The sequence below is a fragment of the Aciduricibacillus chroicocephali genome (assembly GCF_030762805.1).
Classification (GTDB): Bacteria; Bacillota; Bacilli; order Bacillales; family Amphibacillaceae; genus Aciduricibacillus; species Aciduricibacillus chroicocephali.
This window is the reverse complement of sequence record NZ_CP129113.1, coordinates 1758932-1785046: the sequence shown is the minus strand read 5'-3', so window position 1 is coordinate 1785046 and position 26115 is coordinate 1758932. Positions and strand designations below refer to the sequence as shown.

Below are 26115 nucleotides of genomic sequence, written 5' to 3'. Positions count from 1 at the left end.
TAATGAAGGATGTTTTCTCATACTGTATATATAAGGATGGCCATGGATTCCGTAAAATATTTTATTCATGGAAGGAATGGATTAAATGGTACACAATCGTCGCTTGTTTACATCCGAATCTGTTACAGAAGGACATCCGGATAAAATCTGTGATCAGATTTCGGATGCAATTTTAGATGAAATTCTTAAGAAAGACCCGAACGGTCGTGTTGCATGTGAGACGGTTGTAACTACTGGAATGGTTCTTGTTTCCGGTGAGATTACAACTGAAACATATGTCGATATCCCGGCAATCGTTCGCCGCACAGTGAAGGAAATTGGCTATACAAGGGCTAAGTATGGCTTTGATGCTGATACATGCGCTGTTCTGACGGCAATTGATGAACAATCTCCTGATATTGCGGAAGGTGTCAATACGGCATTGGAAGCGCGTAAGGGAGAAATGTCTGACGCGGAGATTTCTGCAATTGGAGCAGGGGACCAGGGTCTTATGTTTGGCTATGCATGCAACGAAACTGATGAGTTGATGCCTTTGCCAATTTCACTTGCTCACCGTCTTGCCAAACGTCTTGCTAATGTACGCAAGGAAGGAATTGTATCTTACTTGCGCCCGGATGGGAAGACGCAGGTTACAGTAGAATATGATGAAAACGATAAACCGGTACGTGTCGATACGATTGTCATTTCAACTCAGCATCACCAGGACATTGAACTGGCCCAGATTGAAAAGGACATGAAGGAACATGTCGTTAAAGAAGTCGTACCGGCAGAATTGCTTGATGATGAGACAAAGTATTTCATCAATCCGACTGGCCGCTTCGTAATTGGCGGACCACAGGGAGATGCTGGTCTTACAGGTCGTAAAATTATCGTTGACACATATGGAGGCTATGCGCGTCATGGCGGCGGTGCCTTCAGTGGAAAAGATGCGACAAAAGTTGACCGCTCAGCTGCTTACGCGGCACGTTACGTCGCAAAGAATATTGTTGCTGCCAAGCTTGCGGATTCATGTGAAGTACAGCTTGCCTACGCAATTGGTGTCGCTGAACCGGTTTCCATCTCAGTGAATACTTTCGGAACTGGAAAAGTCGAAGAAGAAAGGCTCGTCCGCGCAATTCGCAAATTGTTTGATCTACGTCCAGCAGGTATTATCCGCATGCTTGACTTGCAGAAACCGATCTTCAAGCAGACAGCTGCATATGGTCACTTTGGCCGTACTGATACGACTTTCACATGGGAAAGAACAGATAAGACTGAAGAATTGTGTGCGCTTGTGCAACAGAAGGAATCCTGCCAATAAGGCGGGATTTTTCTTTTGATGTCCCCCTGCAATCAGGTGATATCCTGCGAATATTATAAATGAAGAGATAAGCGCTCGCTGTTCTCTTCGTCTGTTTTTTGCTATACTCTTAAAGTATGATTCAGGATGAGAGAGAGGATTATATATATGTGTGGATTTATTGGCATGATTCGCAATGAGGCGAAGCAGCCGGATGATGCGGCAAAGCTGTCTTTTAAAGCGCAAAATAACATCATAGCCCACCGTGGCCCGGATGATGAAGGTTATTTCCATGATGAATATGTTTCTTTTGGTTTTAGACGTTTAAGTATTATTGACATTGAATGCGGAAGTCAACCGCTCAGCTATGACAATGATAGAATTCGTCTTGTTTTCAATGGGGAAGTATACAACTACGTTGAGCTTCGTGAAGAGTTGCTAGCGGATGGTTATGAATTCGCAACGGAGTCGGATACTGAAGTCATTGCAGCAATGTTCACGAAATACCGTGAGCAGGCTTTCAAGCGTCTACGCGGCATGTTCTCAGTATTGATCTGGGATAAAGAAGAGAAGACGATGTATGGCGTACGTGATCCGTTTGGCATTAAACCGCTTTTCTACCGTGAAACTGAAGAGGGAATTGTGTTCGGTTCTGAAAAGAAAAGTATTACGATGATGCTTGAAAATGAAAAGGTAGATACAGAAGCGCTTCAGCAATATTTGAGCTTCCAGTTCGTACCTGAACCGCTAACAATGACAGAGGGAATTAAGAAAGTTGAACCTGGTCATTATTTTGTGAAGAAGCCTGGTGAAGCACTCCATTTTGAACGTTATTTCCATGCGACTTTCCATCCAGTTCTAACTGATAAAGACAGATGGATCAAGCGTATTCAGGATACATTGTATGATTCAGTTAATGTTCATATGCGTTCAGATGTGCCTGTCGGTTCTTTCCTATCCGGTGGTATTGACTCTACAATCATCGTAGCAATGGCTAAGAAATTTAATCCGAACATCAAAACATTCTCGGTTGGTTTTGAACGTGAAGGTTTCTCAGAAGTTGATGTTGCCAAAGAAACAGCGGACAAGCTCGAAGTTGAAAATATTTCTTACATCATTACACCGGAAGAATATGTTGAAAAGCTTCCGAAAATCATGTGGCATATGGATGATCCGCTTGCAGATCCAGCATGTGTGCCTCTATACTTTGTAGCAAGAGAAGCTCGAAAGCATGTGACAGTAGCCCTTTCTGGTGAAGGGTCGGATGAACTGTTTGGCGGTTATAACATATACCGTGAACCAGGTTCATTGAAATGGATTAACTCTGTTCCAAACGCTGGTCGTAAAATGCTTGCTCGTCTTGCTGCAGCGATGCCAGAAGGAATGCGTGGCAAGAGCTTCCTTGAGCGTGGGACAACACCACTTAGAGAACGCTATATTGGTAATGCGAAGATGTTTGAGAATGTTGAGAAGGAACAATTCCTTAAAACATTTAATCCGAACATTGACTATCAGCAGGTCACTGGCAAGTTATATGATGAAGTCACTGACTATCCGCTTGTGAACCAGATGCAATATGTCGATATCCATACTTGGATGCGCGGTGATATTTTGCTAAAGGCTGACAAGATGACAATGGCAAATTCATTGGAATTGCGTGTACCTTTCCTTGATATCGAAGTGTTCAAGACAGCGAATGAAATTCCAGTTGATTTGAAGATTGCCAATGGAACTACAAAGCAAATCTTGCGTGAAGCTGCACGCGGCATTATTCCTGACCATGTGCTAGACCGTAAGAAGCTTGGTTTCCCGGTACCGACACGTCATTGGTTGAAGAAAGAGCTTAATGGCTGGGCGAAACAGCTCATTCAGGAAAGTGAAACAGATTATTTGCTGGATAAATCTTATGTAGCGAATCTTCTTGAAGCACATTGCCAGGACAAAGGGGACTACAGCCGTAAAATTTGGACAGTACTTATGTTCATGCTATGGCATCAAATTTTCATCGAAAAGAAATATGATTTTAATGAACTTGCTAAGTCCGAGAATTCCAAAAAGCCGGTCTTTGCATAATAAAAAACAGGCGATCACCAATCCTTAACGGATTGTGATCGCCTGTTTTCCCATTTGCTCCCATGCTTCCTTAAATGATTGCATAGGTGCTTTTGTCTCTCTTGCTAGAGGATCATTAAAATAAATGTATTTTTCATCATAGCCGGTAATGAGAACGGAATGTTCACGTCTTGTAATCTTGACGGGGCCATCTTCCGTATGCCAAGTGACAAAGGCTTTTTTTGGCAACTTCTTATACGTTGCGTTTATAATTACCCAAACCGGTCGTTTTTCGTTTAATTGCTGGATAATCTCAGTGAATTCACTTCCTGTAAAATCACGGACACGCTGAGGGTCAACGTATGTTTCTGCCAACTCTGCAATTGGTCCATGATATACACCAAGCCCAGGATTTTCAAAGGAAGTCATGTCGCCGACAAAGCCGTTATTCGGATTGCCGAAATGAATCTTCCCATTTGTAATTTCATGGTTGCGCGGGTTTTTGCGTACTTGATCAGCCAATGTCATTTTATCGGCATCAATATTATTATATTGCAGCAGCATTGCCAAGCTGGCAACTTCACATCCGCGTGGCAATTCCGGCAGCTGTTTGACAAGTGGTGCCTTAAGATGCACCGAATCTTGGATACGATTTTCTGAAGTCATGAATGGTTCTGCCTCTGCAGTCAATTCAGCTTTCTTTGTCAGTTCTCTCAAAGCTGAGCGAATGAAGTCATCATTATTTTGCACATTGATGGCTAGTAAGCCCAAGGTTGCAAGTGTGAACAAGGCTCCATAAAAATAGAAAGAATTCCTAACCCATTTGCGGGAGGCCTTAGCGCCAAAGCACATGAAGGCTATTGCCGCTGTGCAGGTCAGGAAGAACATAATTAATAGCAATGCGACTCACTCCAGTGCATAAAAATTGCCGCGACACTGCTTGGGCTTTACAGTTTAAATAAGGTCGGGCTTATTCTTTGTCAATTGGTTTGCTATAATCCGTAAACTCAGTGCATAGTTCCGGCATTTCCTTATATGTGCGTCCATTATTTACATAATTCTTTGTCAGTTGCTTCATATAAGCATGGTCTTCCTCTGTCAGCTCTCTTACAGGTTTTGCAGGACGCCCGAGAGCAAGCGTATTTGGAGGGATCTTTTTGCCGGGCGCAACAAGGCTGCCTGCACCGATAAAGGCGTTTTCTCCAATCTCTGCACCATCGAGAATGACAGAACCCATCCCAATTAAAGCGTTCTTGCGAATTGTACAAGCATGCAGTGTAACCTGATGGCCGACTGTCACATCATCTTCAATTATGACAGGCATGCCTTTACTCTGATGGATAAGGGAAAGGTCCTGGATGTTGACCCTTTTGCCAATTCGAGTCGGAGCAACATCGCCTCGAATAACAGTTTTGAACCAGATGCTCGATTCTTCGCCGATGACGACATCGCCAATAATTACAGCATCATGCGCAACAAATACAGATTCATCAATAATCGGAACATTGTCTTTGAAGCGGTGGATCATTTGTATCCTCCCCTTATAGTTGGTGATAATAATAGTATATCAATAATTGGTTAACTTTGGAATGGAGGGTCGTCCCATGAAAAACGGTATTCCTAGAAGGCCGGCAACGCTCATGTACGCCGTATACAAGCACATTATGCCAAGGGTTAGAACCCATCTCGAACGATGGAAAAGAGAGGCTGCCTTGATACAGAACAAAGAACTGCGTGAGCAAGCTCTTTCAAGTATCGAGTCAAAAGCATTCCATTGTTACGGTGGTGCTGTCTATGCGTTCCTTGCCGGAAATCTGCTGGAAGATGCGGTCGAGTTCATTGTCGCATATCAGACGATTAGCGATTATCTGGATAACCTCTGTGACAGAAGTACCTCTCTCGACCCTGCAGACTTCGCAATGCTTCATAATTCAATGAGAGAAGCCCTAGATCCGGACAGCGAGCTTTCGGATTGGTACAGCTTGCGTAATGACAGTGAAGATCATTACTTGAAAATGCTTGTAAAAACGTGTCGTCGTATTATTAAAAAAACAGCACCAGATGAAGCAGTACAAAAACAAATACTTCGTTTAAACGAGCTATATTGTGCACTTCAGGTCCACAAACATGTCAATCCTGATGAACGTTTAGAACGGCTTCTGTCCTGGTATGAAGCAGAAAGTTCAGATGAGTTACAGTACTGGCAGGAGTTTGCGGCTGCGAGCGGCTCGACACTTGGAATCTTCTGCTTGATTTCATATGCCTTGTCCTGGAAAGGCCGACTACCGTTTGCTAAGAGAGTGGCCGATGTATATTTCCCGCATATTCAATGTCTGCACATCATGCTCGACTATTATATCGATGAGCATGAAGATGAGCAGGAAGGGGATCTTAACTTCTGTTCATTTTATATGAATAAAGATGAACTTGGCAGGCGTATTGACTCTATGATACAGAACAGTCTCGATCAGACTGCATTAATGCCAGACGCTCAATTTCATGCAATGGTAATTCAAGGGCTGACAGGTCTGTATCTTTCTGACCCTAAAACTAGACGTCAAAACCCATTCTTGAAAAAAAGATGGCTTAAGATGGCAGGGCCTGGTTCCTATTTCTTTTATTATAATTCAAAAATTTATTGTGATTTGGTGCAGAAAGTGCGGTAGATCTTATTTTTTGCAAATGGCTACGATAAAAGGCGGATTATTCTGCTGATTGATAAAGCCATATTTCAAGACTTCGAAATATTTTTGATCTAAATGTATTACATGTTTTAGGACGGCTTCTTTTTCTTCCTCACCTCCGGGATGGCCCGGATAGATGACAAGGATTGCCATACCGCCTTGTTTCAGGCTTAGCAGAATGGAATCAAGTGCAATAATTGTCGATGAGGCTTTCGTAATGACTGTTTTGTCACCACCCGGTAAATATCCGAGATTGAAAATAGCTCCACCGATTGTATCGTATTGGCCGGATGCCAAGTAATCGTTTAAATTTTCATGGGAATCACATATGAGTTTAACATTCGTCCGTCCGTTCTTATTCAACAGGGCCTTTGTATTGGAAATGGCCTCTTCCTGGATGTCGAATGCTAGTACCTTGCCATTATCGCCTGTAATTTTACTCAGGAAAAGCGTGTCGTGACCGTTGCCACAAGTCGCATCAATGACTGTGTCTCCTGAAGAGACGCTCTGTTCAAGTAAATGATGCGAATAGTTGATAATACCTTTTAACATGCTGTAGGCAACTCCTTCAATAGATCATTTTGTAACCAGTGTACCACGGATTTTGTAAACTGGGTACACAGTCTATTTCTTTTGACCTATTTAAAGCTTGCCGAACCGCATTCTGACTACGTTCGTATTCTTGACAAACGGGCTTCAGTTAATTATTATGCATCTTATATGGAAGTCGTGCCGAACGCTTTTACGAAGCCGGGCCGAGATGGCTTGGACGGAGCACTTGTTATATAATAATGAAGTGACAGGAATGTACGGCGAGCCGTTCATTTAAAAATGGACGGCTCTTTTCATTTGACTAGAAATATAAGGAGGAAGACACTTGAGTTTTAACCATTTGGAAATCGAGAAGAAATGGCAAAAATACTGGCTCGATCATAAAACATTTAAAGCAGATACATATTCCGATAAAGAGAAAGTTTATGCATTGGACATGTTTCCTTATCCATCAGGAGCAGGTCTCCATGTAGGACATCCTGAAGGCTATACGGCCACTGATATTATTTCCCGTATGAAAAGAGCGCAAGGCTATGAAGTACTACATCCAATGGGGTGGGATGCTTTTGGTCTGCCTGCAGAGCAATATGCTCTTGATACTGGCAACAGCCCGGCTGAGTTCACTCTAAAAAACATTGCGACGTTTAAGAGACAGATTCAGGAACTCGGATTCTCTTATGATTGGGACAGGGAAATCAATACAACGGATCCAGACTATTATAAATGGACACAGTGGATTTTCACTAAGCTCTATGAGAAAGGTCTAGCCTATATCGATGAAGTCGCTGTTAACTGGTGTCCGGCTCTTGGTACTGTTCTTGCCAATGAGGAAGTAATCGATGGGTTAAGTGAAAGAGGCGGCCATCCAGTAGTTAGAAAGCCGATGAAACAATGGATGCTCAAGATTACAGCATATGCGGATCGCTTGCTTGAGGATCTGAACGATGTTGATTGGCCAGAAAGCATCAAAGAGATGCAGCGCAACTGGATCGGCCGTTCGGAAGGGGCTGAAGTTGAGTTTGCGATTGACGGACATGATGATTCTTTCGAAGTATTCACGACACGTCCGGATACATTGTTTGGAGTTTCTTATACTGCTTTGGCACCTGAACATCCACTCGTTTCGAAAATTGTTTCAGCGGAGCAAAAAGAAGCGGTTGAACAGTATATAGATGAAGTCCAGCGCAAGACGGATTTGGAACGTACAGATCTCGCAAAAGATAAAACTGGTGTATTCACTGGTGCTTATGCGATCAACCCTGTGAATAATGAAAGAGTCCCGATCTGGGTTGCTGACTATGTACTTATTTCATACGGCAGTGGAGCGGTTATGGCAGTTCCAGGACATGATGAGCGTGATTATGAATTTGCAAGCAAATATGACTTGCCGATCAAGGAAGTTGTAAAAGGCGGAAATCTTTCAGAGGCTGTTTACACAGGTGACGGAGAACATGTAAACTCTGACTTCTTGGATGGCATGATGAAAGATGAAGCGATTAAAACGATGATCAACTGGCTTGAAGAGAACGGGAAAGGTAAAGGGAAAGTGACATACCGTCTCCGAGACTGGCTGTTCTCACGTCAGCGCTATTGGGGTGAGCCGATTCCAATCATCCATTGGGAAGACGGCACAATGACAGCTGTCCCTGATGAAGAACTTCCGCTTCAATTGCCAGTAATGGAAGAAATCAAGCCTTCAGGAACTGGTGAATCACCACTTGCAAATAGTGACTGGGTTCATGTGACTGATCCTAAGACAGGTATGAAGGGACGCCGTGAAACGAATACAATGCCGCAGTGGGCGGGAAGCTGCTGGTATTTCCTTCGTTTCATTGACCCGGATAACAGTGAGCAGCTTGCTGATCCAGAAGCATTGGAGAAATGGCTTCCTGTTGATATCTATATCGGTGGTGCTGAGCATGCTGTTCTTCACTTGCTCTATGCACGCTTCTGGCATAAGTTCCTATATGATATTGGAGTTGTCCCAACGAAAGAACCTTTCCAGAAATTATTTAACCAAGGAATGATTCTTGGAGAAAATAATGAAAAGATGAGTAAATCCAAGGGCAATGTTGTAAACCCAGATGAAATCGTTGAGTCACATGGTGCAGATACATTGCGTTTGTATGAAATGTTCATGGGACCGCTTGATGCTTCTGTTGCGTGGTCGACAAATGGTCTTGATGGTGCTCGTCGTTTCCTTGACCGGATTTGGCGTCTCCTCGTTACTGAAGAAGGCAGTCTGACAGAGAAGGTGACTGAAGAACAGAATGATGCACTAGATAAGGTGTATCACGAAACTGTTAAAAAAGTTACTGCTGATTACGACAACTTGCATTTCAATACGGCAATTTCACAAATGATGGTATTTGTGAACGAAGCATATAAAGCTGATCAATTGCCAAAAGATTATATAGAAGGTTTTGTTCAGTTGCTTGCACCAATCGCTCCGCATATTTGTGAAGAGCTATGGAACAGACTCGGCCATGAAGATTCAATTAGCTATGCTAAATGGCCTGTCCATGACGAAAGTAAACTTATTGAAGATGAAGTTGAAGTTGCTCTTCAAGTACTAGGCAAAGTCCGTTCCAAAATTATGGTTCCGCTTGATATGTCTAAAGATGAATTGGAAAAGCTCGCACTTGAAGATGAACAAGTTCAACATTGGATTGAAGGAAAAACAGTGCGTAAAGTTATTGTTGTTCCGAACAAACTTGTTAATATCGTTGCGAATTAATTAAATTAAGTAGGTCTGCAGCTCAAGCTGCAGACCTTTTTTTGTTGATTGCAGGGAGTAATTTTGTTTGTCTTTAGGGCTCTATTGTATATGGTTTCCTTTCCAGCAACGACCAGTTGAATTGGTACTTGCATAGCGATATAATAATTTATGTTCTCAAGAGAATTAAATCTCGGGGGCTGACTAACTCTTTGCAGGATGAAGTTTTCATTGACTTTTTGAAAGTAAGATTATATACTTGGTAAGTCGCTTAATTGATAGTTGACTTCCGAAAAAAAGTTATTGACTTTCGATTTCGTAAGTGCTATACTTTAAAAGTTGCTTGTCGAGACAGGTAATGACATTCGTTCTTTGAAAACTGAACAAACAACCATTTATGTCAGTAAGAAACGGTATAACCGTTTAAGTTTTACTAGCTAAGACATCATCTTCGGATGATGTGAAACAAACTTTTTTGGAGAGTTTGATCTTGGCTCAGGACGAACGCTGGCGGCGTGCCTAATACATGCAAGTCGAGCGCGGAAAGCAGGCAGATCCCTTCGGGGTGATGCCTGTGGAACGAGCGGCGGACGGGTGAGTAACACGTGGGCAACCTGCCTGCAGGATCGGGATAACTCCGGGAAACCGGAGCTAATACCGGATAATACTTTCTTCTTCATGGAGGAAAGATGAAAGACGGTTTCGGCTGTCACCTGCAGATGGGCCCGCGGCGCATTAGCTAGTTGGTGAGGTAACGGCTCACCAAGGCAACGATGCGTAGCCGACCTGAGAGGGTGATCGGCCACACTGGGACTGAGACACGGCCCAGACTCCTACGGGAGGCAGCAGTAGGGAATCTTCCGCAATGGACGAAAGTCTGACGGAGCAACGCCGCGTGAGTGATGAAGGTTTTCGGATCGTAAAACTCTGTTGTAAGGGAAGAACAAGTACGATAGTAACTGATCGTACCTTGACGGTACCTTACCAGAAAGCCACGGCTAACTACGTGCCAGCAGCCGCGGTAATACGTAGGTGGCAAGCGTTGTCCGGAATTATTGGGCGTAAAGCGCGCGCAGGCGGTCCTTTAAGTCTGATGTGAAATCTTGCGGCTCAACCGTAAGCGGTCATTGGAAACTGGAGGACTTGAGTGCAGAAGAGGAGAGTGGAATTCCACGTGTAGCGGTGAAATGCGTAGAGATGTGGAGGAACACCAGTGGCGAAGGCGACTCTCTGGTCTGTAACTGACGCTGAGGCGCGAAAGCGTGGGGAGCGAACAGGATTAGATACCCTGGTAGTCCACGCCGTAAACGATGAGTGCTAGGTGTTAGGGGGTTTCCGCCCCTTAGTGCTGAAGTTAACGCATTAAGCACTCCGCCTGGGGAGTACGGCCGCAAGGCTGAAACTCAAAAGAATTGACGGGGGCCCGCACAAGCGGTGGAGCATGTGGTTTAATTCGAAGCAACGCGAAGAACCTTACCAGGTCTTGACATCCTCTGACAACGGTAGAGATACCGCTTTCCCTTCGGGGACAGAGTGACAGGTGGTGCATGGTTGTCGTCAGCTCGTGTCGTGAGATGTTGGGTTAAGTCCCGCAACGAGCGCAACCCTTGATCTTAGTTGCCAGCATTAAGTTGGGCACTCTAAGGTGACTGCCGGTGACAAACCGGAGGAAGGTGGGGATGACGTCAAATCATCATGCCCCTTATGACCTGGGCTACACACGTGCTACAATGGATGGTACAAAGGGCAGCGAAGCCGCGAGGTGAAGCAAATCCCATAAAACCATTCCCAGTTCGGATTGTAGGCTGCAACTCGCCTACATGAAGCAGGAATCGCTAGTAATCGCGGATCAGCATGCCGCGGTGAATACGTTCCCGGGCCTTGTACACACCGCCCGTCACACCACGAGAGTCGGCAACACCCGAAGTCGGTGAGGCAACCCTTACGGGAGCCAGCCGCCGAAGGTGGGGCCAATGATTGGGGTGAAGTCGTAACAAGGTAGCCGTATCGGAAGGTGCGGCTGGATCACCTCCTTTCTAAGGATATGAAGTTCAAGCTTCTTCGGAAGTTGAATGGATTCGGAAGACATAAACAGGTTGTTTGTTCAGTTTTGAGAGAGTGAATCTCTTTCAAACCAGGATAGTTTGTTCCTTGAAAACTAAATAAGAGCAAAACAAGACATCAAAACGTTTTAACGCGTCAAACTTAGTTAAGTGAATAAGGGCGCACGGTGGATGCCTTGGCACTAGGAGCCGAAGAAGGACGGGACTAACGCCGATATGCCTCGGGGAGCTGTAAGTAAGCATTGATCCGAGGATTTCCGAATGGGGAAACCCACTGTTCGTAATGGAGCAGTACGTTCATCTGAATACATAGGATGATCGAGGCAGACCCGGGGAACTGAAACATCTAAGTACCCGGAGGAAGAGAAAGCAAATGCGATTTCCCAAGTAGCGGCGAGCGAAACGGAAACAGCCCAAACCAGAAGGCTTGCCTTCTGGGGTTGTAGGACACTCTATACGGAGTTACAAAGGAACGGGATAGACGAAGCGGTCTGGAAAGGCCCGCCATAGAAGGTAACAGCCCTGTAATCGAAATTTCGTTCTCTCCAGAGTGGATCCTGAGTACGGCGGAACACGTGAAATTCCGTCGGAATCCGGGAGGACCATCTCCCAAGGCTAAATACTCCCTAGTGACCGATAGTGAACCAGTACCGTGAGGGAAAGGTGAAAAGCACCCCGGAAGGGGAGTGAAAGAGATCCTGAAACCGTGTGCCTACAAGTAGTCGAAGCCCGTTTATGGGTGACGGCGTACCTTTTGTAGAATGGACCGGCGAGTTACGTTTGCATGCAAGGTTAAGCAGAAGATGCGGAGCCGCAGCGAAAGCGAGTCTGAATAGGGCGATTTGAGTATGCAGGCGTAGACCCGAAACCGTGTGATCTACCCATGTCCAGGGTGAAGGTCAGGTAACACTGACTGGAGGCCCGAACCCACGTATGTTGAAAAATGCGGGGATGAGGTGTGGGTAGGGGTGAAATGCCAATCGAACACGGAGATAGCTGGTTCTCTCCGAAATAGCTTTAGGGCTAGCCTCAAAGATCGAGTACCGGAGGTAGAGCACTGATTGGACTAGGGGCCCTCACCGGGTTACCGAATTCAGTCAAACTCCGAATGCCGGATACTTAGCTTTGGGAGTCAGACTATGGGTGATAAGGTTCATAGTCGAAAGGGAAACAGCCCAGACCGCCAGCTAAGGTCCCAAAGTATACGTTAAGTGGAAAAGGATGTGGAGTTGCCCAGACAACCAGGATGTTGGCTTAGAAGCAGCCACCATTTAAAGAGTGCGTAATAGCTCACTGGTCGAGTGACTCTGCGCCGAAAATGTACCGGGGCTAAACGTATCACCGAAGCTGCGGATTGTCTTCGACAATGGTAGGAGAGCGTTCCAGTCGCTGTGAAGTCAGACCGTGAGGACTGGTGGAGCATCTGGAAGTGAGAATGCCGGTATGAGTAGCGAAAAAGAGTGAGAATCTCTTTCACCGAATGCCCAAGGTTTCCTGAGGAAGGCTCGTCCTCTCAGGGTTAGTCGGGGCCTAAGCCGAGGCCGAAAGGCGTAGGCGATGGACAACAGGTTGATATTCCTGTACCACCTCTTAGTCGTTATGAGCAATGGGGGGACGCAGTAGGATAGGGAATGCGCACTGATGGATATGTGCGCCCAAGCAGTTAGGGAGTCAGATAGGCAAATCCGTCTGGCAATCCTGAGCTGTGATGGGGAGGGAAATTTAGTACCGAAGTTCCCGGTTCCACACTGCCGAGAAAAGCCTCTAGCCAGATTGAAGGTGCCCGTACCGCAAACCGACACAGGTAGGCAGGTAGAGAATACTAAGGTGAGCGGGAGAACTCTCGTTAAGGAACTCGGCAAAATGACTCCGTAACTTCGGGAGAAGGAGTGCTTCTCTGCCGAGAAGCCGCAGTGAATTGGCCCAAGCGACTGTTTAGCAAAAACACAGGTCTCTGCGAAGCCGAAAGGCGAAGTATAGGGGCTGACACCTGCCCGGTGCTGGAAGGTTAAGGGGAAGTGTTAGCGCAAGCGAAGCACAGAACTGAAGCCCCAGTAAACGGCGGCCGTAACTATAACGGTCCTAAGGTAGCGAAATTCCTTGTCGGGTAAGTTCCGACCCGCACGAAAGGTGCAACGACTTGGGCACTGTCTCAACGAGAGACCCGGTGAAATTATACTATGCGTGAAGATGCGCATTACCCGCGACAGGACGGAAAGACCCCGTGGAGCTTTACTGTAGCCTGATATTGAATGTTTGTACAGCTTGTACAGGATAGGTGGGAGCCTGAGAAACGTGAGCGCCAGCTTGCGTGGAGGCATCCGTGGGATACCACCCTGGCTGTATGAACCTTCTAACCCAGGGCCGTGATCCGGTCCGGAGACAGTGTCAGGCGGGCAGTTTGACTGGGGCGGTCGCCTCCTAAAAGGTAACGGAGGCGCCCAAAGGTTCCCTCAGAATGGTTGGAAATCATTCGTAGAGTGCAAAGGCAGAAGGGAGCTTGACTGCGAGACCTACAAGTCGAGCAGGGACGAAAGTCGGGCTTAGTGATCCGGTGGTTCCGCATGGAAGGGCCATCGCTCAACGGATAAAAGCTACCCCGGGGATAACAGGCTTATCTCCCCCAAGAGTTCACATCGACGGGGAGGTTTGGCACCTCGATGTCGGCTCATCGCATCCTGGGGCTGTAGTCGGTCCCAAGGGTTGGGCTGTTCGCCCATTAAAGCGGTACGCGAGCTGGGTTCAGAACGTCGTGAGACAGTTCGGTCCCTATCCGTCGTGGGCGTTGGAAGTTTGAGAGGAGCTGTCCTTAGTACGAGAGGACCGGGATGGACACACCGCTGGTGTACCAGTTGTTCCGCCAGGAGCATAGCTGGGTAGCTACGTGTGGAAAGGATAAGTGCTGAAAGCATCTAAGCATGAAGCCCCCTCAAGATGAGACTTCCTCGCACTTTAAGTGAGTAAGATCCCTCAGAGACGATGAGGTTGATAGGTCCGAGGTGGAAGCGTGGTGACACGTGGAGCTGACGGATACTAATAGATCGAGTACTTAACTATCTTTAATTTGATTCTTGTCTAACGCTCTTATTTAGTTTTCAGGGTGCAAACAACCCTTGAAAAAAGTTTGCATTCTCTATAGGAAATAGGATATAATAGTCTTCGTTCTTAAGAGAAATATGTCTGGCAGTGATGGCGGGGAGGTCACACCTGTTCCCATACCGAACACAGCAGTTAAGTTCCCCAGCGCCGATGGTAGTTGAGGCTTTGCCTCTGCAAGAGTAGGACGCCGCCAGGCAATCGAAACGTTCAGCAACTTCTATAGTTGCTGAACTTTTTTTGTTTTTAAGTAATGTCAAGCACATCGTTTATACAATTGACTGAACAAAATTAAATTCTGCTTAGAAGAAGGGGATGCTAATGGCTCTTTATGGAATTATTGATGTAGGCTCAAACTCCATCAAACTTGTTGTCTATACAGAAGATAAACATAAAGCATTAAAAAAAATAGAAAATATTAAAGTCCAGGCTCATCTTTGTGATCATCTCGAGGCAGGATATCTTACTGCCACTGGAATAGAAAAATTAATTCATACGTTATTGTCTTTTCAGTCGGTTTTGCAAGCATATCACCTTGATTCCTTGATTTGTGTCGGTACCGCTGTAATTCGGCAAGCGGTAAATAGAGAACAGGTTTTACAAGATGTTTTTAAACAGACAGGTATCAGAATAAAAGTGATGACGGGTAAAGAAGAAGCTTACTATGGATATTTGGCAGTCATTCATTCAAGTTCAATTCGCAATGCGATCATTGTTGATGCAGGAGGCGGCAGTACTGAAGTTTCTTTGATGAAAAATGGGCAATTAGCAGATACATACAGTTTTCCCTTTGGTGTGAGAACGATATTGAAATGGATCATTGATGGGCAAATGACGCCTTTACAGTTACGTCTCCATTTAATAAAACAATTTTCATGTATTTCTTGGATTCAGGATACTGGTCTTCCGCTCTTTTGTCTTGGTGGCAGTGCCCATCAGGTAGCTCGGATCATGAGTCACCATAGAAACGAAAAACTGAATAGGACACACGAGTATGAGATTCAAGCTGCAGAGCTATTTGATTTATCAGAAGAGATCTCTCAATTGAAGGAAGAAGAACTTACTCAGATACCGGGTCTCTCAAAGAAAAGAGCGGATACCATAATTCCTGCTGTAGAGCTTTTTATTAGTCTTATTAAGATTACTCAAAGTTCTTCATTAATTCATGGCAGGAGAGGCATGCGAGAGGGACTGGTTTTCGAAAGGTTATACGAATAATATAAATAAATACATTAGAAAGCCGAACAAGTCACTAGGGCTTGTTCGGCTTTTAGCTTAGTTCGCATTACGTGTATCATTAGGGCCTTTGTTTTTATAGTGCCTGTAATTTTTCACAGGATTGTTGGAGCTGTTCTTTGAGTCACGTGTCATTGACATATAAGTCATTGTTCCGACACCGACAGATGCGGCTAGAGGCCACCATTTGTTTCTCATAAAATCATCCTCCCTGTTGAATGCTGCAACTTCGCCTTATTATGATGGCGAAAAACAGGCATTGTTATGAGTGGAATTATTTTCCATCAGTGGGAGGCAGTCAGATTAGCCGCTTCAGCTGCATTCATGCCGGCAATTCTTCCTGTAACGAGTGCACATGTAATATTATAGCCTCCAGTGTAGCCATGAATATCAAGAATTTCACCACAGAAGAAAAGACCATGCATAAGCTTGGACTGCATCGTGTTTGGCACGATTTCTTTAATGGATACTCCTCCACCTGTAACAAAAGCTTTTTCCATTGGCAGAGAACCGTTCACTTGGAAGGTGAAGTTTTTAAGAAAATGAACGAGCGAGCGAATTGTTTCATTGGAAACCTCACCAGACTTGCGATTCTCATCTACATCAAGTTTGTCCAAAGCAAAACTGAGAAGACGGTCAGGAACAATTCCTTTGAGAAGGTTTTTCCATGCTTTTTTAGGGTTCTCTTTCGCTTCCTTAGCGAGTCGCTGTACAAGTTGATGCTCGTTCTCTGATGGCAAACTGTCAAGGTGCATCACAACAGGAGTTCTTCCTTTCAGAAATTCCTTAACAGCAAACTGGGAACACCGAAGAACTGCAGGGCCGGAAATCCCAAAGTGGGTGAAAATCATGTCCATTTGGTGAGTAATAATCGGTTTGCCTTTTTTATTCAGAACAGAAAGCGCAACATCTCTTAATGAAAGTCCCTGTAATGACTTATTACGAATAAAGGGCTCATTCGATGTAAGGGCGACTTCTGTCGGGAAGAGATCTGTTATCGTGTGTCCTGCTTTTTTAGCCCAAGCGTAGCCATCACCAGTTGATCCTGTATGTGGAACGGCCTTGCCACCAACTGCGATAATAATCGTTTTCGTCTGAAGGTGTGTCCCATCCTGTAAAATGACGGTATGGAACTCATCATCATAATGAACCGCTTCTACTGGTGTTTTCATGCGTACTTCTACATGGAGTCTATGCAGTTCACCGATGAGCGCATTTACGACGTCTTTTGCAGAATTGGAAACCGGAAACATTCTTCCGTGATCCTCTTCTTTTAAAGCGACACCGAGATTTTCAAAGAACGCAATGATATCTTCGTTGTTAAATACAGAGAACGGACTGTACATAAACTTTCCGTTTCCTGGTATATGTTTAATAATTTCATCTTGAGAAAGCCGGTTCGTGACATTACAGCGGCCGCCTCCTGAAATGGCAAGCTTTGTCCCGAGCTTACTGCCTTTTTCGAGAAGAAGTGTTTTTGCTCCGTGTTCAGCCGCGGAGATGGCGGACATGAGGCCGGATGGACCGCCGCCAATTACAATCGTATCATAGATCAAAATGGTTCATTCCTTTCCGATACCTATTTTACCATGCAAAGGCAGCAATCACACCGTTAACATTGGCGGAAGCAAGATGTGGCAGTATAATTACGTAAGGAACAAATTTGTATGGTAAACTGTTCTGGATAACATTTAAAATGAGATGCAGGTGAATCAATGAGTAACAACAACACGCTTATTAGAGGAACGATGTTGCTGACCGCAGCGACTTTCCTTTCGAAGTTTCTAGGGATGATCTATGTCATTCCATTTAATGCGCTCGTTGGAGCAACTGGCGGTGCGCTGTATGGATTTGCATATACGCCATATAATATCCTGATCAGCATATCAACAGTAGGTGTTCCGCTCGCTGTTTCCAAATTTGTTTCAAAATATAATTCACTTGGTGATTATGAAACAGGAATACGCATATACAAAACAGGTTTGAAGCTCATGCTGGCAACGGGCTTTCTTGCCTTTTTAGTGCTTTTCACAAGTTCACATTGGCTTGCTGAACATATGCTCACACAGCAGAACAAGACAGGTATAACTGTTGATGAAATTTCAATGGTACTGAAATTGATCAGCTTCGCTCTGATCATCATCCCGGCAATGAGTCTTTCACGAGGCTTTTTCCAAGGATATCAATCGATGGGTCCGACAGCAATTTCGACAGTTGTTGAACAGATTGTACGTATTGCCTTCGTACTGATTGCTGCGTTCATCATTCTTAAAATCTACAAAGGCTCTGTAGCACTTGCAGTAGGTTATGCAACATTCGCGGCCTTTATTGGAGCATTGGCATCGTGTGTTGTGCTGTTTTATTATTGGACGAAACGAAAGCCTTACATAGAGGAGCAGCGTGCAAAGCAGGATACAATTCATAAACTTCCTTTACGCGCGATGTTCAAGGAATTGCTTATGTATGCTGGTCCGTTCGTTCTTGTTGGATTGGCTACACCGCTCTATCAGCTTGTCGACCAGTTCACTTTCTCACGCGCGATGGCAGCGATTGGCCAGAGTGAAGTATTTGAGATCTATTATTCAGCAATCAATGTTTATGGACATAAGCTTGTTCTGATCCCGGTCACCCTTGCAACTGGACTTTCACTGGCGATCATTCCAGCTATGACTAAAACGTTCACAGAACGAAATCAGGCAGGTTTGCATAGACAGATTACGCAAGCTTTGCAAATCATTGTTGTCCTTGTCGTACCAGCAGCTGCTGGTCTTGCTACTTTATCAAAACCGGCATACGCTTCATTGTATGGTTTGGCCAATATCGACCTGACTGGCAGTGTGCTTGCATGGTACGCTCCTGTTGCCCTGCTGTTTGCTCTGTTTACAGTATCAGCCGCAATCTTGCAGGGAATCAATCAGCAGAGCTTTGCTGTGATCAGTCTGTCGGCAGGATTGCTAATGAAAATTATCTTTAACATACAGCTCATTCACATTTTCGGAGCAAAAGGAGCAATCTTCGGGACAGCTCTTGCTGTTGGAACAGCGGTCATCCTGAACCTGTATCGAATACACAAGTCCGTTGGCTATTCGTATAAGCCGGTTTTCAAAATAACGATGCTAGTTCTTTTGTTCACACTAATTATGAGTGAAGTAGTTATTATTTTGAAATGGCTAATTAGCTTCTTCACAGTTGTTGAAAATGGTATTTTGAGCGCGATTTTCATATTACTTGCCGAAGTAGTTGTCGGAGGTCTGATTTATCTGTGGCTTGGATATAAATCGACTTTGCTACAGCGTGTGCTCGGTGACCGTGTGAATATTCTTAGCCGCATTTTTGGAAAATAATCTGAATGGAATGATTAGAATGCGTCTTGATAAACTGCTTGCCAATACAGGATTTGGCAGTCGCAAAGATGTAAAGGCACTGCTTAAGAAGAAACAGGTGGAAGTTAATGGTGAAGTTGCAAAAGACGGCAGTATGCATGTGGATCCGGAACAAGACACGGTCGTCTGTGATGGGAAACGTGTGGAATACAAGGAGTATATCTATTTGATGCTCCACAAGCCGGCGGGGTATTTGTCAGCTACAGAGGATGCACGCGATGAAACAGTCATTGATTTGCTTCCAGAAGCTTTGCAGCGGTTCAAGCCATTCCCTGTCGGAAGACTTGATAAAGATACAGAAGGGCTCCTCATTCTTACAAATGATGGGGAGCTTGGCCATGTGCTTACCTCACCACGAAAAGACGTGCCGAAGAAATATTTCGCCATTATTAAAGGAAACGTTGGAACAGAGGATATAGAGGCCTTTCAAAAGGGAATTATACTTAATGATGGATACGCCGCCAAACCAGCTAAACTGCACATATTGAAAAGCGGTGACATATCCGAAATAGAAGTTATAGTAACCGAGGGGAAATTTCATCAAGTGAAGCGAATGTTTGAGGCTGTGGATAAAAAAGTCCTTTATCTTAAGCGACTTTCAATGGGAGAAATTTCTCTGGATCCAGAGCTGACAAAAGGATCGACCAGAGAGCTCAATGAAATGGAAATGGCCTATTGCCTTTCCTTGAAGGAGTAGGGTATATATGCAATCGAGTCATTACTTTATTGGTATTCATATTCCAGAAGCATATCGAAGCGAGCTAGTCGACCAACAACAGGAACTGAAAAAAGAATTTCAATATAAAAATTGGACAGGTACGGATGACTTTCACATCACTCTGAAATTCCTTGGAGCTGTAGAACCCAATACACTTGAGAAGCTCATTGAAGCATGTCTTTTACTGGAGTTTCCTCCATCTTTTCAGTGCCAATTGAATGAACTCGGCTCTTTTGGTAAAAGTACCGAACCACGTGTACTTTTTAGAGAGGTGGAAAAGCATCCGAATTTGCTGAAACTTCAAGCGGCTTTTGAAAAAACTTCGGCAGAATTCGGTTATCCTCCTGAAAAACGCACTTATAATCCGCATGTAACGATTGGTAAGAAGTTTCTCTCAGCTACAGCACCTGTTAATGAAATTCTAGAGAGGACCAAGCGTGACCATTTGGAATTTGAAGTACAAAAAGCTGTTCTATTCCGAATTGAACCACAGCAGAACCCGAGATATGTGCCGATTGCAAAGTTTCATTTAAAAGGGGGGGAACATCATGGCGCAGTTGATTAAGCTCGAAGATTATATATCCCGCTACGAATGGGACCCTTATAAATATCCATCCCGCTTCATAAGGCTGAAAAGAGAGCAATGGGATCAGCTTCATGCTCAACGTGAGCGGGACATTGAGAGTGCAACTGTTATGCAGGAGGAAACCATATCACAGGCAGAACAGGAAGAAAGCTTTTTCAAAAAGTGGTTTCGTCGCAAGAAAGACAACTTGGAAGCCGAAAATCCAGAACCGGAAACGGAGAGGATTTTTGGGAGGAATCTGGCCAGATTGTCGGAAACTGAACTAAAACATTTCTTCTTGGATCACCTGTTTCCGATTCAGTTGAAATGGGCTACTTCAACAGTAACGGAAGTTTCTTTCGTGAAGCGATCCTATGAAAGAGACCGAAGACTTAAGTATTTCCTTCAACGTTTCCCGGATACTTTTCTCATCATGTATTACCCCATTTTCAATATTCGCAAGGCTCCGATTGAATGTGAGATCATTATGATTACTCCGCTCGGTATAGAAATCATCGCTTCCATCGAAAAAAAGCCCGGTGTACGGATTATTGCGGGCGATGAACGGAAGTGGACACTCGAGGATGGAGAAAGGTCCGAGATGATTCTCAACCCAGCAATCTCACTAAAACGGACTGAACATGTTGTGAGAAGTATTCTAAGTGCTGAGGGAGTCGAGTTTCCAATTCGCAAAACGATATTGGCTGAAAAAAATCAGATCATCTACACGACAGAGCCATATCAGATCGATATCATCGATGAATTGCGGTACCCAGAATGGTTTGAGGAAAAGCGGAAACTGAACACACCTTTGAAAAGCTTGCAACTGAAGTCTGTAGCCGCATTGTTGGGGCAGACTCGAACGAATGCGGTTAAGCGTCCGGAATGGGAAGAGGATAAACCTTATATGAATGCTCCTGATGATAGGGACATTACGGTGAAAGCAGAGCAGTCTTGATGACGATCAATCGACATCATGGCTGCTTTTTCTTGCCAAAATGACAGGATTCATTTACTATAGTACATATTTGCTTTTTTTGAATGTGGATTTAAACTGAGCAGCTTTGCTGCAATTTTGATAGATTTGGGGAATGAATCGTGAACCGGCTGAAGCGTATACTCGGAACCGGATGGGAAATTCAGTCTGCGGGCGGTTTGACCGGAGACGCTTATATCGCTGAAAAAGACGGCAAGCGTTTATTCCTGAAACGAAATACGTCTCCTTTTTTAGCGGTACTTTCTGCGGAGGGCATCGTGCCCAAGCTCGTCTGGACAAAAAGGATGGAAAATGGAGATGTGATTACAGCTCAGGAATGGCTTGAGGGAAGAGAACTGACTGCTGGGGAAATGGCAGGCAAGCCTGTAGCTGAATTGCTGAGAAGAATTCATGGATCGCAGGAATTGCTGCACATGCTCATGCGGCTTGGCAAGAAACCGCTAAATCCGATGGAAGCCCAAAAGGTGCTAGAAGAGGAGCTCTTTGAACAATTTGGAAAAGAGTGGCCCATTGGGGTAAAAGAGGCACTCACGTTCTTCGAATCATTTTTGCCAGCGGTCTGTGATCAACAGATGGCTGTTTGCCACGGAGACTTGAATCATCACAATCTTATTTTGACAGTGACTGACCAAGTTTATCTTATTGATTGGGACAACGCGATGATTGCTGATCCAGCTGCCGATATCGGCATCATGCTGCGTACATACGTCCCACCTGCTCAATGGCCTTCGTGGTTGGAAGCATACGGTATTGCGGACGAAAAATTACTAATACCGCGCATGTTCTGGTATTTGCTTCTAGATGCACTGCGTTATGTCATTTGGCACAGTAAGCGAAATGATGAGTTTGAACTTGAGAAACGTCTTCGTGACCTTAGACTGCTGAACAGCCAAATTGTCCAATTGACTTCCAATGGACTGAAAAATAAAATGCAATAATACGGAGTTGAATGACAATATGAGACAACGTAATAAACCTTGGGCGGATGATTTCATCGCAGAGCATGCTGATTTGATTATTCCTGCCCCAGAAAAACATCGTGGAAAATGGAAGGAAATATTCGGTAATGATCATCCTATCCATCTTGAGATTGGGACTGGAAAAGGTCAGTTCATCGCCGGTATGGCAGAACAGCACCCGGATATTAACTTTATTGGAATGGAGCTCGCAAAGAGCGTCATTGTAACTGCGGCAGAAAAAGTGCTTGCAAAAGAAGTTCCAAATGTCATCTTGCTTAACAACAATGCAAAGGACTTGCGTGATTTCTTTGCTGAAAATGAAATCTCCGGTATCTATCTGAATTTCTCAGATCCTTGGCCGAAGTCTAGACATGAGAAACGCCGTTTGACTTACCGTACTTTCCTTGAACAATACGAGGATATATTGATAGAAGGCGGTACACTTGTCCAGAAGACAGACAACCGCGGACTGTTCGAGTATTCCCTTGTCAGCTACAACCAATATGGAATGCTGTTAGAAGATGTTTCACTTGATCTGCATGTGAATGAGGATCCGATGAATGTGAAAACAGAGTACGAGAAGAAATTCTCTGCCAAAGGACAGCCAATCTATCGTTGCCAAGTATCTTTCCAATCATAAAAAAAGCCGCCGTACACTTGTTGTGCGGCGGTTTTTCGTTACGCTTCGCGGGATTCGATAATGGCGCCAGTATCCGCATCGAGATGGAATTCATATTGAATGTTTTTTCCATCAATATTCCGCGTCACACCGCCACGATATGCTTCATAAAGCAGGCCGTTCTTCTCAAACTGTTCGGGTTTCATATAAATCCACGAGCCATTGATGGGGCCTTCTTTTTTGAATGCTTCCTTAGCTTGTTTCAATGCCTTCTCCGGTGTCATTTTTTGCATTGTATCTACTTGCTGCTTTGCCAGATAACCAGCTGCGAAACCGACACCTGCGGCGATGATCATATTCGTCTTCTTCATGACACTCACCTCTTTTTCATTCGAATGCTACTTGTTAGCTATTCCCTTTTTCCAACTATTCAATCGGCACCTTTGTGAATTAATGATTTCTTTGCCAGCAAGTATACAAGAAATATGCGACGATAGGAAATGATATGAGTGTTGATCACTTTTTCGCCCTTCTCGATTGTTGGCAAAAGTGTAGTCCTTTTCGATATACTGGACGTGAGAAGCTTTTTAATACTTTCAAACTCGAAAGCAGGGATTCACATGAACAATGAAACGTTAGAGATGTTCAGGGCATTGACAGAGCTTCCGGGAGCACCGGGAGATGAAGGTCTTGTTCGCAATTATATGGAACAAGAGCTTTCTAAATATGCTGATGAAATGATCCGTGATAATTTGGGCGGTATTTTCGGTGTGAAAAAAGGTAACGGACCAAAGGTGCTCGTAGCAGGGCATATGGATGAAGTCGGTTTCATGGTCACACAAATTACCGATACAGGGATGATTCGCTTCCAGCCTCTTGGTGGATGGTGGAATCAAGTTCTTCTTGCACAACGTGTGCAGATTCTAACAGAGAAAGGCCCTGTAATCGGTGTAATCGGTTCAATACCGCCTCATTTACTTACTGATGCTCAGCGACAGAAGCCGATGGAGATTAAAAATATGCTCATTGATATCGGAGCGGATGACAGGGAAGATGCCCTTAGTATCGGAATCAAGCCGGGACAGTCGATTTTGCCTGTTTGCGAATTCACTCCGATGGCCAATGAGAAGAAAATTCTTGCTAAGGCTTGGGATAATCGCTACGGCTGCGGACTTGCAATCGAACTAATGAAGGAAGTCGCCGATGAAAAATTGCCGAATGAATTGTATTGTGGCGCCACAGTACAAGAAGAAGTTGGTTTGCGCGGTGCTAAGGCTGCAGCAAATATGATCAAGCCAGATATTTTCTATGGTCTTGATGCAAGTCCTGCAAACGATATGACAGGCAGTGAAAAAGAATTTGGCCATCTTGGGAAAGGTGCCTTGCTCAGAATATTTGACAGGACGATGATTACACATAGAGGAATTCGTGAATTCATTCTTGATACTGCAGAGACTCATAATATTCCATATCAGTATTTCATTTCTCAGGGCGGGACGGATGCAGGAAGTGTCCACCTTTCGAACAATGGGGTACCTTCAGCTGTGATTGGAATTTGTTCACGCTATATCCATACGTCAGGTTCCATCATTCATGTAGATGATTACGCAGCTGCTAAAGAATTACTCACTCAACTTGTTCGTACGACTGACAATAATGTGATTGAGCAACTGCGAAAGGCGTAATTTTCAATATGAATATATTAATTGGTTCAAAAAATCCAGCCAAGGTTGAAGCAGTGAAGGCTATATTTGAGGAAGCACATGTTAGCGGGATATCAGTACCCTCTGATGTTTCGGCTCAGCCTTTTACAGATGAGGAAACGAAACAGGGAGCTGTCAACAGAGCGAGACGTTGCGCTGAAAATGGTACGCAGATTGGCATTGGCCTAGAAGGTGGTGTCATGCTGATCGGAGATACAATGTATCTTTGCAATTGGGGTGCGCTTGCATTGCCTGATGGACGCATATTTACAGCGAGCGGTGCCCGCATTCCTTTGCCTGAGGAAATTAAGACGGCTCTTGAACAAGGCGAAGAACTGGGCGATGTGATGGAGCGCTTTGCACATAAGAAGGACGTTCGCAGCAATGAAGGGGCAATCGGCATTTTTACAAAAAATAGGGTTTCCCGTAAAGCTATGTTCGAGCATGTCTTAATACTTCTACGCGGCCAGCTTGAATTCTCACAAGAGAAATAATAAAACAACGCGCATTCTTAAAGAAGATGCGCGTTGTTTTATTGAATTACTCATAAATGTAAGCTAGTACTTCCAGTGCCTGATCAACAGTTGAAACTGTTACATTGGCGCGGTTGGAAAGCTCTTTTAATGGATGGATGAACTTTTCAGGACGAATGAGAATAAGCGGCTTGTTCATAGCTACAGCAGCACTTGCATCCATCGCTGTATTCCACTGCTTGTATTCTTCTCCGAATAGCGCGATAACAACATCTGCTTTTTGCATCATAATCTGTGTACGCAAGTTATTAATGCTTGATGCAGCTTCATCTCGGTAATACTTACCAGGCTGTTCACCGAGGATATCTTCTCCAACGCTATCAGAACGGTCATGGTTCAATTGCGGTGATACGAAAGATAGCGGCAAGTTCTTTTCCTTTGCCTTATTCTTGATTTCGTCTCTCCAGTCAGTATGGATTTCACCAGCAAGGTATACTGTCAATTCCATTATCTAATCCCTCCCAAATATGTATAGTGCCATTGTATCCAATTTTCTGGATTCGGACAATGATTCAGCTTTTGAACTCTTCAGTCACGAAAAGAGGAAAAAGAGCACGAATTCATGTAGAATGGAAAAGGATACAAAACCTTTGGAAATAATAACAATAAAACAGTTATGGGGGAAACAAGAAATGCAAAAACTTGAAACGAAAGAACAATATAACGAACTAATTGCAAAAGAAGACGTCGTATTCCTATTTTCTGCAGATTGGTGCCCGGATTGCCGTATCATCGAACCAGAACTGCCGGCAATTGAAGTAGACTACCCGGAATACACATTTGTATATGTTGACCGCGATGACTTCATTGAAATCTGCCAAGAGAATGATATCTTCGGTATTCCAAGCTTTATCGCTTATCGTGGAGGCAAGGAAGCAGGACGCTTTGTTTCGAAACAAAGAAAGACAAAAGAAGAAATTGAAGAATTTCTTGACGGACTGGAAGGCTAAAGACAAGTTC

Annotated in this window: 21 protein-coding genes and 3 rRNA genes; 17 read left to right on the top strand and 7 right to left on the bottom strand. The window is 44.4% G+C overall.

Going from position 1 to position 26115, the window contains the following annotated elements; genetic code table 11:
• Window positions 1-85 precede the first annotated feature (85 nt).
• Both metK and asnB read left to right on the top strand, forming a co-directional pair.
• Window positions 86-1300: a methionine adenosyltransferase gene (metK, locus tag QR721_RS09350; RefSeq protein ID WP_348026262.1), complete on the top strand. Its 1215-nt coding sequence runs from the start codon at window positions 86-88 to the stop codon at window positions 1298-1300.
• A 147-nt stretch (window positions 1301-1447) separates the two neighbouring features.
• Complete coding sequence (gene asnB / locus QR721_RS09345) at window positions 1448-3352, top strand: asparagine synthase (glutamine-hydrolyzing) (RefSeq protein ID WP_348026258.1); 1905 nt, start codon at window positions 1448-1450, stop codon at window positions 3350-3352.
• A gap of 24 nt (window positions 3353-3376) precedes the next feature.
• On the opposite strand, the gene QR721_RS09340 is transcribed toward asnB, so the two are convergent.
• Together QR721_RS09340 and QR721_RS09335 are read right to left on the bottom strand one after the other, a co-directional pair.
• A complete protein-coding gene (locus QR721_RS09340; RefSeq protein ID WP_348026256.1) occupies window positions 3377-4231 on the bottom strand; it encodes a C39 family peptidase in 855 nt (284 codons plus the stop codon).
• A gap of 70 nt (window positions 4232-4301) precedes the next feature.
• The gene (locus QR721_RS09335; protein WP_348026254.1) at window positions 4302-4859 is read right to left on the bottom strand and encodes a gamma carbonic anhydrase; all 558 of its coding nucleotides are present in this window, start codon (window positions 4857-4859) and stop codon (window positions 4302-4304) included.
• Window positions 4860-4935: 76 nt separating this feature from the next.
• Here QR721_RS09335 and QR721_RS09330 point away from each other — a divergent pair, with 76 nt between their 5' ends.
• Window positions 4936-5997 carry a tetraprenyl-beta-curcumene synthase family protein gene (locus tag QR721_RS09330; RefSeq protein WP_348026252.1) on the top strand — a complete coding sequence of 354 codons (1062 nt, stop codon included), beginning with the start codon at window positions 4936-4938 and terminating at the stop codon, window positions 5995-5997.
• Window positions 5998-6000: 3 nt separating this feature from the next.
• On the opposite strand, the gene mnmM is transcribed toward QR721_RS09330, so the two are convergent.
• Window positions 6001-6567: a tRNA 5-(aminomethyl)-2-thiouridylate-methyltransferase MnmM gene (gene mnmM / locus QR721_RS09325; RefSeq protein WP_348026250.1), complete on the bottom strand. Its 567-nt coding sequence runs from the start codon at window positions 6565-6567 to the stop codon at window positions 6001-6003.
• A 325-nt stretch (window positions 6568-6892) separates the two neighbouring features.
• Here mnmM and leuS point away from each other — a divergent pair, with 325 nt between their 5' ends.
• The 5 genes from leuS (at window position 6893) to QR721_RS09300 (ending at window position 15660) form a co-directional block, all read left to right on the top strand.
• Window positions 6893-9304 carry a leucine--tRNA ligase gene (leuS, locus tag QR721_RS09320; protein ID WP_348026248.1) on the top strand — a complete coding sequence of 804 codons (2412 nt, stop codon included), beginning with the start codon at window positions 6893-6895 and terminating at the stop codon, window positions 9302-9304.
• Between the two features lie 451 nt (window positions 9305-9755).
• Window positions 9756-11319: ribosomal RNA gene (locus tag QR721_RS09315) — 16S ribosomal RNA — on the top strand.
• A gap of 171 nt (window positions 11320-11490) precedes the next feature.
• Window positions 11491-14403, top strand: a 23S ribosomal RNA gene (locus QR721_RS09310).
• 122 nt (window positions 14404-14525) lie between these two features.
• Window positions 14526-14641 (top strand): 5S ribosomal RNA (gene rrf, locus QR721_RS09305).
• Together the 16S, 23S and 5S rRNA genes form the textbook arrangement of a ribosomal RNA operon.
• A gap of 122 nt (window positions 14642-14763) precedes the next feature.
• A complete protein-coding gene (locus QR721_RS09300) occupies window positions 14764-15660 on the top strand; it encodes a Ppx/GppA phosphatase family protein (RefSeq protein ID WP_348026246.1) in 897 nt (298 codons plus the stop codon).
• A gap of 57 nt (window positions 15661-15717) precedes the next feature.
• Here QR721_RS09300 and QR721_RS09295 read toward each other — a convergent pair whose 3' ends face one another.
• Together QR721_RS09295 and QR721_RS09290 are read right to left on the bottom strand one after the other, a co-directional pair.
• Window positions 15718-15876, bottom strand: a complete 159-nt coding sequence (locus tag QR721_RS09295; RefSeq protein ID WP_348026244.1) for a hypothetical protein — start codon at window positions 15874-15876, stop codon at window positions 15718-15720.
• A gap of 86 nt (window positions 15877-15962) precedes the next feature.
• Window positions 15963-17234: a BaiN/RdsA family NAD(P)/FAD-dependent oxidoreductase gene (locus QR721_RS09290; protein ID WP_348026242.1), complete on the bottom strand. Its 1272-nt coding sequence runs from the start codon at window positions 17232-17234 to the stop codon at window positions 15963-15965.
• Window positions 17235-17393: 159 nt separating this feature from the next.
• Here QR721_RS09290 and QR721_RS09285 point away from each other — a divergent pair, with 159 nt between their 5' ends.
• The 6 genes from QR721_RS09285 (at window position 17394) to trmB (ending at window position 22940) form a co-directional block, all read left to right on the top strand.
• A complete protein-coding gene (locus QR721_RS09285; RefSeq protein ID WP_348026240.1) occupies window positions 17394-19022 on the top strand; it encodes a putative polysaccharide biosynthesis protein in 1629 nt (542 codons plus the stop codon).
• 19 nt (window positions 19023-19041) lie between these two features.
• A complete protein-coding gene (locus QR721_RS09280; RefSeq protein ID WP_348026238.1) occupies window positions 19042-19758 on the top strand; it encodes a pseudouridine synthase in 717 nt (238 codons plus the stop codon).
• A 7-nt stretch (window positions 19759-19765) separates the two neighbouring features.
• Complete coding sequence (thpR, locus tag QR721_RS09275; protein WP_348026236.1) at window positions 19766-20344, top strand: RNA 2',3'-cyclic phosphodiesterase; 579 nt, start codon at window positions 19766-19768, stop codon at window positions 20342-20344.
• Window positions 20328-21302, top strand: a complete 975-nt coding sequence (locus tag QR721_RS09270; protein ID WP_348026234.1) for an NERD domain-containing protein — start codon at window positions 20328-20330, stop codon at window positions 21300-21302. Before thpR ends, QR721_RS09270 begins: the two co-directional genes overlap by 17 nt.
• 149 nt (window positions 21303-21451) lie before the next feature.
• Window positions 21452-22279 (top strand): phosphotransferase family protein, encoded by an 828-nt coding sequence (locus QR721_RS09265; RefSeq protein WP_348029822.1) that lies wholly within the window; start codon window positions 21452-21454, stop codon window positions 22277-22279.
• 19 nt (window positions 22280-22298) lie between these two features.
• Window positions 22299-22940 (top strand): tRNA (guanosine(46)-N7)-methyltransferase TrmB, encoded by a 642-nt coding sequence (trmB, locus tag QR721_RS09260; RefSeq protein WP_348026232.1) that lies wholly within the window; start codon window positions 22299-22301, stop codon window positions 22938-22940.
• A gap of 38 nt (window positions 22941-22978) precedes the next feature.
• Here the strand turns inward: trmB and QR721_RS09255 are convergent, their stop codons facing one another.
• Window positions 22979-23290, bottom strand: a complete 312-nt coding sequence (locus tag QR721_RS09255; RefSeq protein WP_348026230.1) for a PepSY domain-containing protein — start codon at window positions 23288-23290, stop codon at window positions 22979-22981.
• A 249-nt stretch (window positions 23291-23539) separates the two neighbouring features.
• Here QR721_RS09255 and QR721_RS09250 point away from each other — a divergent pair, with 249 nt between their 5' ends.
• Together QR721_RS09250 and QR721_RS09245 are read left to right on the top strand one after the other, a co-directional pair.
• Window positions 23540-24604, top strand: coding sequence for a M42 family metallopeptidase (locus QR721_RS09250; protein ID WP_348026228.1), 1065 nt, complete (start codon window positions 23540-23542; stop codon window positions 24602-24604).
• Between the two features lie 8 nt (window positions 24605-24612).
• Window positions 24613-25116 carry a DUF84 family protein gene (locus QR721_RS09245; RefSeq protein WP_348026226.1) on the top strand — a complete coding sequence of 168 codons (504 nt, stop codon included), beginning with the start codon at window positions 24613-24615 and terminating at the stop codon, window positions 25114-25116.
• Window positions 25117-25162: 46 nt separating this feature from the next.
• Here the strand turns inward: QR721_RS09245 and QR721_RS09240 are convergent, their stop codons facing one another.
• Window positions 25163-25603: a YtoQ family protein gene (locus tag QR721_RS09240; protein WP_348026224.1), complete on the bottom strand. Its 441-nt coding sequence runs from the start codon at window positions 25601-25603 to the stop codon at window positions 25163-25165.
• Between the two features lie 184 nt (window positions 25604-25787).
• Here QR721_RS09240 and QR721_RS09235 point away from each other — a divergent pair, with 184 nt between their 5' ends.
• On the top strand, window positions 25788-26105 hold the full coding sequence (locus QR721_RS09235; protein WP_348026222.1) for a thioredoxin family protein: 318 nt from the start codon (window positions 25788-25790) through the stop codon (window positions 26103-26105).
• Window positions 26106-26115 lie beyond the last annotated feature (10 nt).

What these genes read in the sequence shown, in the direction of transcription:
- metK (WP_348026262.1), top strand. Translation starts at nt 86, where the DNA reads ATGGTACACAATCGTCGCTTGTTTACATCCGAATCTGTTACAGAAGGA.
- asnB (WP_348026258.1), top strand. Translation starts at nt 1,448, where the DNA reads ATGTGTGGATTTATTGGCATGATTCGCAATGAGGCGAAGCAGCCGGAT.
- QR721_RS09335 (WP_348026254.1), bottom strand. Translation starts at nt 4,859, where the DNA reads ATGATCCACCGCTTCAAAGACAATGTTCCGATTATTGATGAATCTGTA.
- QR721_RS09330 (WP_348026252.1), top strand. Translation starts at nt 4,936, where the DNA reads ATGAAAAACGGTATTCCTAGAAGGCCGGCAACGCTCATGTACGCCGTA.
- mnmM (WP_348026250.1), bottom strand. Translation starts at nt 6,567, where the DNA reads ATGTTAAAAGGTATTATCAACTATTCGCATCATTTACTTGAACAGAGC.
- QR721_RS09300 (WP_348026246.1), top strand. Translation starts at nt 14,764, where the DNA reads ATGGCTCTTTATGGAATTATTGATGTAGGCTCAAACTCCATCAAACTT.
- QR721_RS09295 (WP_348026244.1), bottom strand. Translation starts at nt 15,876, where the DNA reads ATGAGAAACAAATGGTGGCCTCTAGCCGCATCTGTCGGTGTCGGAACA.
- QR721_RS09285 (WP_348026240.1), top strand. Translation starts at nt 17,394, where the DNA reads ATGAGTAACAACAACACGCTTATTAGAGGAACGATGTTGCTGACCGCA.
- QR721_RS09280 (WP_348026238.1), top strand. Translation starts at nt 19,042, where the DNA reads ATGCGTCTTGATAAACTGCTTGCCAATACAGGATTTGGCAGTCGCAAA.
- thpR (WP_348026236.1), top strand. Translation starts at nt 19,766, where the DNA reads ATGCAATCGAGTCATTACTTTATTGGTATTCATATTCCAGAAGCATAT.
- QR721_RS09270 (WP_348026234.1), top strand. Translation starts at nt 20,328, where the DNA reads ATGGCGCAGTTGATTAAGCTCGAAGATTATATATCCCGCTACGAATGG.
- trmB (WP_348026232.1), top strand. Translation starts at nt 22,299, where the DNA reads ATGAGACAACGTAATAAACCTTGGGCGGATGATTTCATCGCAGAGCAT.
- QR721_RS09255 (WP_348026230.1), bottom strand. Translation starts at nt 23,290, where the DNA reads ATGAAGAAGACGAATATGATCATCGCCGCAGGTGTCGGTTTCGCAGCT.
- QR721_RS09250 (WP_348026228.1), top strand. Translation starts at nt 23,540, where the DNA reads ATGAACAATGAAACGTTAGAGATGTTCAGGGCATTGACAGAGCTTCCG.
- QR721_RS09245 (WP_348026226.1), top strand. Translation starts at nt 24,613, where the DNA reads ATGAATATATTAATTGGTTCAAAAAATCCAGCCAAGGTTGAAGCAGTG.
- QR721_RS09240 (WP_348026224.1), bottom strand. Translation starts at nt 25,603, where the DNA reads ATGGAATTGACAGTATACCTTGCTGGTGAAATCCATACTGACTGGAGA.
- QR721_RS09235 (WP_348026222.1), top strand. Translation starts at nt 25,788, where the DNA reads ATGCAAAAACTTGAAACGAAAGAACAATATAACGAACTAATTGCAAAA.